This window comes from Streptomyces sp. OfavH-34-F (genome assembly GCF_022347745.1).
Taxonomy (GTDB): domain Bacteria; phylum Actinomycetota; class Actinomycetes; order Streptomycetales; family Streptomycetaceae; genus Streptomyces.
The window spans coordinates 1-7,109 of sequence record NZ_JAKRGC010000328.1 but is presented as its reverse complement, the minus strand read 5'-3'; the positions used below and the strand labels follow the sequence as shown (position 1 = coordinate 7,109).

At 73.6% G+C, this 7,109-nt stretch carries 8 protein-coding genes; 3 read left to right on the top strand and 5 right to left on the bottom strand.

Translation table 11 applies throughout. The features are described from left to right. Together MHW47_RS29950 and MHW47_RS29945 are read right to left on the bottom strand one after the other, a co-directional pair. On the bottom strand, positions 1–394 hold a 394-nt coding region (locus MHW47_RS29950), incomplete at its 3' end, for an amidohydrolase family protein (RefSeq protein ID WP_239226969.1). A gap of 67 nt (positions 395–461) precedes the next feature. Next, the gene (locus MHW47_RS29945) at positions 462–902 is read right to left on the bottom strand and encodes an Lrp/AsnC family transcriptional regulator (protein WP_239226967.1); all 441 of its coding nucleotides are present in this window, start codon (positions 900–902) and stop codon (positions 462–464) included. Between the two features lie 202 nt (positions 903–1,104). On the opposite strand from MHW47_RS29945, the gene MHW47_RS29940 reads away from it, so the two are divergent. Then, a complete protein-coding gene (locus tag MHW47_RS29940; RefSeq protein WP_239226965.1) occupies positions 1,105–1,491 on the top strand; it encodes a hypothetical protein in 387 nt (128 codons plus the stop codon). 396 nt (positions 1,492–1,887) lie between these two features. Here the strand turns inward: MHW47_RS29940 and MHW47_RS29935 are convergent, their stop codons facing one another. The 3 genes from MHW47_RS29935 to MHW47_RS29925 all read right to left on the bottom strand — a co-directional run bounded on the left by MHW47_RS29935 (position 1,888) and on the right by MHW47_RS29925 (position 5,002). Further along, the gene (locus MHW47_RS29935; protein ID WP_239226964.1) at positions 1,888–3,060 is read right to left on the bottom strand and encodes an acyl-CoA dehydrogenase family protein; all 1,173 of its coding nucleotides are present in this window, start codon (positions 3,058–3,060) and stop codon (positions 1,888–1,890) included. Between the two features lie 266 nt (positions 3,061–3,326). Beyond that, on the bottom strand, positions 3,327–3,476 hold the full coding sequence (locus tag MHW47_RS29930; protein WP_239226962.1) for an SCO1431 family membrane protein: 150 nt from the start codon (positions 3,474–3,476) through the stop codon (positions 3,327–3,329). Between the two features lie 173 nt (positions 3,477–3,649). Then, positions 3,650–5,002 carry a peptidase C39 family protein gene (locus tag MHW47_RS29925; protein ID WP_239226961.1) on the bottom strand — a complete coding sequence of 451 codons (1,353 nt, stop codon included), beginning with the start codon at positions 5,000–5,002 and terminating at the stop codon, positions 3,650–3,652. Between the two features lie 189 nt (positions 5,003–5,191). On the opposite strand from MHW47_RS29925, the gene MHW47_RS29920 reads away from it, so the two are divergent. Continuing rightward, positions 5,192–5,776: a uridine kinase gene (locus MHW47_RS29920; RefSeq protein WP_239226960.1), complete on the top strand. Its 585-nt coding sequence runs from the start codon at positions 5,192–5,194 to the stop codon at positions 5,774–5,776. A gap of 394 nt (positions 5,777–6,170) precedes the next feature. After that, positions 6,171–7,109 (top strand): tetratricopeptide repeat protein (locus tag MHW47_RS29915; RefSeq protein ID WP_374230169.1); only part of this gene is annotated, 939 nt, incomplete at its 3' end.

The window sequence follows — 7,109 nt, the reverse complement described above, 5'->3', positions numbered from 1 at the left end:
GATCTGGGCGCGGCTCGGGCCAGCGGGTGGCGTCCCAGCCGTGGCCGAGGACGACCCGGTCGGCGGGGCGGGCGGCGACGTGGGCGCGGACGAGGTCCAGGGCGGCGGCGAGGGTGCGGGCGCCGGAGAGGTCGAGTCCGGTGAGGGCCAGGCCGGTGGCCGTGGTGTGCACATGGGCGTCGGTGAACGCGGGGGTGACCAGGGCCCCTTCGAGGTCGATCACCTCGTCCACGCCGCTCGCGAAGGCGTCGGCGGCCCCTTCGGAGCCCACCCAGGCGACATGGCCGCGTTCGACCACCATGGCGGTGGCGAAGGGGTCGGCGGGGCTGTGGACGTCTCCACCGCGCAGCAGCACGGTGCGGTGGTCGCTCTGGGGGGCGGTGCTCTCGGTCATGGGGACCAGTCTCCCGCGTGCCGGGCACCGCCCCGTGCGCGCCCCCTCCGGCCCGGCGGGGTGTCGCTCAGATCTGCGGGGGGCGCGCCTCGTACGGCGTGGAGAGGACGACCGTGGTGCGGGTGGAGACGCCGGCGAGCGTGCGGATGCGGGTCAGCAGGTTCTCCAGCTCCAGCGGGGTCGCCACGCGCACCTTGAGGATGTAGTTCTCGTCGCCCGCGACGCTGTGGCACGCCTCCAGCTCCGGCACACCGGCGAGCCGTTCGGCGATGTCGTCCGGGGCGCTCGGGTCGAAGGGTTTGACCGAGATGAACGCGGTCAGCGGCAGGCCGACCGCCTCCGGGTCGACGACCGCGGCATAGCCCCGGATCACCCCGCGCTGCTCCAGCCTGCGGACGCGCTGATGAACCGCCGAGGTGGACAGGCCGGTGGCCTTGCCCAGGTCGGTGTAGCTCATCCGCCCGTCCTTGACGAGCAACTCCACGATGTGACGGTCCAGCTCCTCCATACGGATCAATCTATGGCCATGAGTCGTTCCCGGCACAGCTGCCCAGCAGTTGGGACAGCACCTGCGCCCGGCATGTGACGAACGCCACATGTTTACGGGCCAGTAGTCGGACACGGAACGGTTACGGCCGATCGGTGGCGGGAAGTGCTTGCTGTGGCCGAGGCCACAGCGTCGCAGCGGCCCATCCGAGGGGGGATTTCCCATGCCTGAACTGAAGCTCACCGGACGTACCGAACCGGAACCCGTCGATCTGTTCGACGACGACACGTACGACACCCTGGAGATGCGCCGCGTCGTCTGCGCGGACTGCGCGCAGCCCATCGCGCTGCTGGCCGACGAGGAGGTGCTTCCGGAGCACGCGCTGTGCCCGTCGCCGTGGAATCCGTTCGTGCTGACCGTGTGCCCCGGTACGGGCCGCGCCGCCGGGGACCGGCCGGCCGAGGCGGACGGGGCGCAGGAGCAGGAGACCGCGCTGCTGCTGACGCTGCCGCAGGGCCTCGACTGGCGTACGCAGCCCTTCTCGCACGCCGGGGGCGCCGGTTCGCGCCCGATCCGGGTGCCCCGCCAGCCGCGGCGTGCGGCGGCCTGAGCCCGTCCTCCCACAGGTGCGGCCGGGGTGCGCGAGCGGCCCGGCAGCCGGAGCGACCGGGTGAACACGCGCCCTAATCGAACAACCAGTGACCCCGCCGCGCGGCGGGGCGTTGGGCGGGTATGACCCCGCTGCATTCCACGGCAGGCCCAGGCCGCCGTCGTCTTTTCGCCCCGCCTCCCGAAGAATCGGTTCCGCAGCCCGGTTCGGTACCGGCGTCGCGGTCCGAAGCTCCCTGTTCCGCGCCGCGCGCGGTGCCGCAGCCGAGCGATCCGCCCATCTACCGGGCGCTGCTGCGGCACTGGGAGAGCACCGGACGGACGCTGCCGGGCCGCCATGACCAGGACTGGCACCGGATCATGACGACACCCGTGTGGGCGGACCGGCCGCAGCGGGTCAGCGGGACTCCGGGCCCGCGAGGTGGCGGGCGATGACCATTCGCTGGATCTGGTTGGTGCCCTCGACGATCTGGAGCACCTTGGCCTCGCGCATCAGGCGCTCGACGGGGAAGTCCTGCGTGTAGCCGTATCCGCCGAGCACCTGGACGGCGTCGACGGTCACCTGCATCGCGGCGTCCGTGCAGAACAGCTTGGCCATCGCGGCCTGGCGCGAGAAGGGGCGGCCCGCGTCCCGCAGCCGGGCGGCCTCCAGGTAGAGCGCGCGACCGGCCTCGATGCGGGTGGCCATGTCGGCGAGCATGAACCGCAGGCCCTGGAAGTCCGCGATGGGGCGGCCGAACTGCTTGCGGCCGGTGGCGTAGTCGAGAGCCTCGCCGAGCGCGGCCTGGGCGACGCCGATGGCGCAGGCAGCGATGCCGAGCCGGCCGGAGTCCAGCGCGGACAGCGCGATCGCGAAGCCCTGGCCCTCGTCGCCGATCCGGCGGGCGTCGGGGATACGCACCCCGTCGAAGTGCAGCTGGGCGGTGGGCGAGCCCTTCATGCCCATCTTCTTCTCGGGGACGGCGGCGCTCAGCCCGGCGACGTCGCCGGGGACGAGGAAGGCGGTGATGCCACGTGCGCCCTCGACGCCGGTGCGGGCCAGGACGGTGTAGAAGTCCGCGATGCCGCCGTGGGTGATCCAGGCCTTGGTACCCGTGATGACCCAGTCGTCGCCGTCCCGGACGGCCTTGGTGCGCAGCGAGGCGGCGTCGGAGCCGGACGCGGGCTCGGAGAGGCAGTAGGCGCCCAGCAGCCCGCCGGAGAGCATCGCCGGGAGGTGCTCGCCGCGCTGGTCCTTGGTGCCGTAGCCGGCGAGCGCGTGGCAGGCGAGGGAGTGCACGCTGACGCCGAGGCCGACGGTGAGCCGGGCCGCGGCCAGCTCTTCCAGGACCTGGAGGTAGACCTCGTAGGGCTGGTCGCCGCCGCCGTGCTCGGAGTCGTAGGGCAGTCCGAGCAGACCGGAGTCGGAGAGCAGGGTGAAGACGTCGCGGGGGAAGCGGCCCGCTTCCTCCTCCTCGGCCGCGTACGGCGCGATCTCCCGCTGGGCGATGTCGCGGACCAGCTCGATGAGCTGGCGGGACTCCTCGGTGGGCAGACTGCGTTCGACCCACTGCGGTGCACGGTCGGACATGACGGCGCTCTCCTCCCTGTCGGGCGTTGCGGCGGTCGCGCGCGCGGGGTGTGAGCGGCGGCGCCGGGGGGATCTCCGGGCGACGCCCGAAATCACTGCACTCCGGCCGATGTTGCCCTCCCGGATTACGAGAGACGCAGGCGGACGGCCGTGGCGGGTCGAGTATGCCCGATCGGATGGCCCCCGTCACCGGTTGGCCGAACATACGATCAACCGGTTTCGCGGTCGGCGGAGTTCGCCGCGGGCGGGCGGGGAGGAGGTACGCCTCAGACCAGGCCGAGCTGGGTGATCAGCATGGCGACGACGACCACGAGCGTCCAGCCGGCGAGGTGCTCCAGGAGCCGGGGACCGTCGTCGGGCCCTCCCGTACGGGTGCGGCGGCGGGCGGCGGTGGCGGTGGCGGTGTGCGCGGTCATGGCATCTCGTTCGGTCGGCCGGTGGGGGCGGCGCCCGGCACGCGGCCGGACCCGACCACAGTGCCAGTCCGGCGGCCCCTGCGGGGAGAGAGATCCGTCACTGCCTCCCCGCCGGTCGCCGGCCCCGCCCGGAAAGCCGGGTCCGCCGGCTCGTGCCGCAGGGTCCTACGCGCTCACAGCAGACCCACCGCCCGCAGTGCCCGGCGCTGGGCGGGGTCGGGGTGGGCCGGCCAGTAGACGTAGCAGACGCCGCCCGTGCCGCTGCGGACCTTGCCGTTGGCGTCGTAGCGCTTGGTGCGCAGCCAGATGGTCTCCCACTCGTGGCGGCGGTAGACGCGGCGGACGGCCTCGTCGTCGGGGGAGGCGGGGTCGTTGGCGACGACGTCGCCGTCCGGGGTGAAGCCGATGACGGTCATCAGATGGCCGGAGGTGCCGTAGCCCGCGCCGGTCAGCTCCTCCTCGCGGAAGGACTGCGAGGTGATGACGGGGATGCCGGCGCCGATCAGGGTCTCCACGTCGCCCAGGGAGCCGAGCCGGGTGACGGCGGCGCTCATGGCGGGGTACGTGGCCGCGTAGGCGGCGTTGAACGGCCAGTTGCCGCAGCCCTCGTACTGGTAGTCGTAGGTGAAGCGCGCGGCGTGGCAGACCTGCGGGTCCTGGATGCCGGGCTCCACCCAGGCGAGGTCCTCGGCGCTGGGCTTGCGGCCCCAGTACTCGATGATCATCTGGGAGGAGGTGGGGCTGCACCAGGCCTCGCCGCCGTTGTCGTACTCGGGGTACTGGCCCGCGTGGATGTTCTGCGAGTAGCGCGGGACCGCCAGTTCGCGGACGAGGCGGGGGGTGCTGGCGGGCACGGTGAAGCGGTCGGGGATGTCCGAGGCCATCGCGCCCACGCGCCACACCGTGGGGGTGCGGCGGGTGCCCGGAGTGCGGTACAGGGTCAGCCGGAGGCGGTAGGAGACCAGGCGCGGGCCGTTCGCCGCGTCGTCGACCGAGAGGGTGTCGGTCCACACGGAGCTGCGGCCGTCGCCCTGGCCGTCCACCGACGTGCGGCGGATGTCCGTGTCGCCGGCGGCCCAGCGGCCCATCACGTACCAGGGGGTGTCGGTGCCGTCCGCGTAGCGGCCGCGCAGTTCGATCTGCAGCCAGGTGCCGGGCGGGGTGTCGGCGTTCCAGGAGGCGATGACCTCGGTGGCGGGCACGCGGGAACGGTGGACGGGCGAGGTCCAGGTGGCGTACTCCCAGGCGGCGGTGGTGCCGGTGTGCGGATCGGTGTAGTCCGTCCGGCCCAGCGGGTGGGCGATGACGAGACCCGGGCGGCGGCCGGGCACCGCGCGGGTGCCGGCGCCGTTGCCGCAGCGCCAGTCGGTGTACGTGGTCCAGGCGTGATGGTCCACCGGGGGGCGGGGTGCCGGGGGCAGGTCGCCGCGGGGGGCCGCGAAGGCGGCGGACGACAGTGTTCCGGCTCCGGCGGCGGCCGCCACGGCGGCGGCGAGCACGGTACGGCGGGATGCGGGACTGGGCATGGGCGAGACCCCCGGTCATCGGCGGAATGGGGCTGCGGTGCACGACAGTGCGCCAACTATCGCGGTTCGTGTCCCGGTTCGGCCAGCGCTTCGGCCCGTGCCGACCTCACCAATATTGGTCTCTGCCACTGGCGTGACCTGCGGCTGGGCCGAACGGACGAGCGTGCGGCCGGCTCGTAGGCTGGGCGCATGACCGACCTCGCGTCCCATGCCGCACGGCTGCGCGCCCTCCCGCCGTCCTGCGGCCCGGTGCGGCTGGTCGCCGTCGACGGCCACGCCGGATCGGGCAAGAGCACCTTCGCCGGACGGCTCGCGGCGGCGCTCGGTGACGCGCCCGTGCTCCACCTGGACGACCTGGCCAGCCACGACGAGCTGTTCTCCTGGACGGAGCGGCTGCGCGCCCAGGTCACCGGACCGCTGTCGCGCGGCGAGCCCGCGCGCTACGCGCCCTACGACTGGACGGCGCGCGCCTTCGGCCCGCCCAGGACCCTGGAGCCGGCCCCGGTGGTCCTGATCGAGGGGGTGGGCGCCGGCCGGCGGGCGCTGCGGCCGCTGCTGGCCCGGCTGCTGTGGATGGACCTCGGCCCCGAGGAGTCCTGGGCGCGGGGCCGGCGGCGCGACGGACCGGCGCTGCGCTCCTTCTGGGACGGCTGGACGGCGGCCGAGACGGCGCACTTCGCCGCCGATCCGTCCCGCCCCTGGGCGGACGTTCTGGTACAGCAGTTGCCCGTGGGGTACGCGTGGCTGCCGGGGCCCGTGCGGGAGCTGCGCTGAACCGTTCCGTCACCGGGTGTGACCAGCTGCCCCACCCGTACCGGGCAGCCGGAAATCGGCTCGGAACCGCCTCAACTCCGCTTGACCCGGGGGCGGTACAGGTCTTACGTTCTCAATGTGCGGCTTTTCGGAGCCCCCACAGACGCGAAGCCCCCGGTTGTTCCCCCGTGACCGGGGGCTTCGTCCTGTCCTCCCCGCACCCCTCCCCCGCCCCGTTTCTCACCCTGGGTCACGACGCCCCGCGGGCCTGCGGCACCCTTCGTCGGATACGCACCGCACAGGTACGATGCCTCTCGGTGCGGTCAATTCCCGTCCACGGCACAGTGATTCGGCGCGCCTCGGCGGGCTTTCGGGCGCGGCGGGACATCCTGGGGGCACGTTTGTGGGGGACCTGATGGACTTCGGCACGCAGGGCACACAGGCCCCGGCCGACCTCGCCTGGATGCGGGGCGTGGACGCCTACACCATGGGCGCCTATCCGCAGGCCGAGGAGGAGTTCCGCGCGGCGGTGCGCCAGGACCCCGGAATGGCCGACGCCTGGCTCGGGCTGCACGCGCTGCGCGTGGACACCGCGTCGGCCCTGCTGCACATGCACCGTCACCGCGACCGCTTCGGCGAGCAGCGCACCCGCCACCGCCGCACGCTGAACTCCTGGTACTGGCTGGGCTGGTGGGTGCAGCCGGTGCTGGAGAGCCCGCGCGATCTGCTCCTCGCGCACGCCTCGCACTGGCTGGACGGCCGCCATCTCGCGGAGCTGGACCGGGCGCTGGCGGCCCTGCCCCCGGTGGAGACCGACCCCCAGGTGCGCTTCCTGCACGCCTGCCGTTCCTATCTGGTCAAGGACTGGGAGCAGCTCGTCCGCCATACCGAGCAGCTGATCGACGACCCGCTGCTCGGCATCGAGGCCGGGCTGTTCGGCGGGATGGCGCGGGTGCGTCTGGAGATGTACGGGCAGGCGGAGCCGATGCTCGCGACGGCCCTGATGCGCTGCCGCAGCGAGCAGCCCCAGCGCAAGGAGCTGCGCTACTGGCTGGCCCGCGCCCACGAAGGCACCGGCCGCAGCGCCGCCGCCCTGCCGCTGTACCGGGCCGTGCACCGGATCGACCCCGCGTTCATGGACACCTCGGCGCGGCTCGCCGCCATCGCGGACTACGACGGCCTGGACGGCTCGGAGGACGTGTCCGGGCTCGCCTCGGTGTCGCTGACCGGGGTGGAGGCGGACGGGTTCTACGGGGAGGGCCAGGCGGAGAGCGCGGTGCCGCCGGGGGCCGAGGAGCCGGACGGCCGGGAGCTGACGGCGGGCGGCCCGCCGCCGGACGCCCCGGGCACGGCG

Coding starts and splice junctions, on each gene's coding strand:
- MHW47_RS29930 (WP_239226962.1), bottom strand. CDS start 3,476: ATGACCGCGCACACCGCCACCGCCACCGCCGCCCGCCGCCGCACCCGT.
- MHW47_RS29920 (WP_239226960.1), top strand. CDS start 5,192: ATGACCGACCTCGCGTCCCATGCCGCACGGCTGCGCGCCCTCCCGCCG.
- MHW47_RS29945 (WP_239226967.1), bottom strand. CDS start 902: ATGGAGGAGCTGGACCGTCACATCGTGGAGTTGCTCGTCAAGGACGGG.
- MHW47_RS29935 (WP_239226964.1), bottom strand. CDS start 3,060: ATGTCCGACCGTGCACCGCAGTGGGTCGAACGCAGTCTGCCCACCGAG.
- MHW47_RS29925 (WP_239226961.1), bottom strand. CDS start 5,002: ATGCCCAGTCCCGCATCCCGCCGTACCGTGCTCGCCGCCGCCGTGGCG.
- MHW47_RS29940 (WP_239226965.1), top strand. CDS start 1,105: ATGCCTGAACTGAAGCTCACCGGACGTACCGAACCGGAACCCGTCGAT.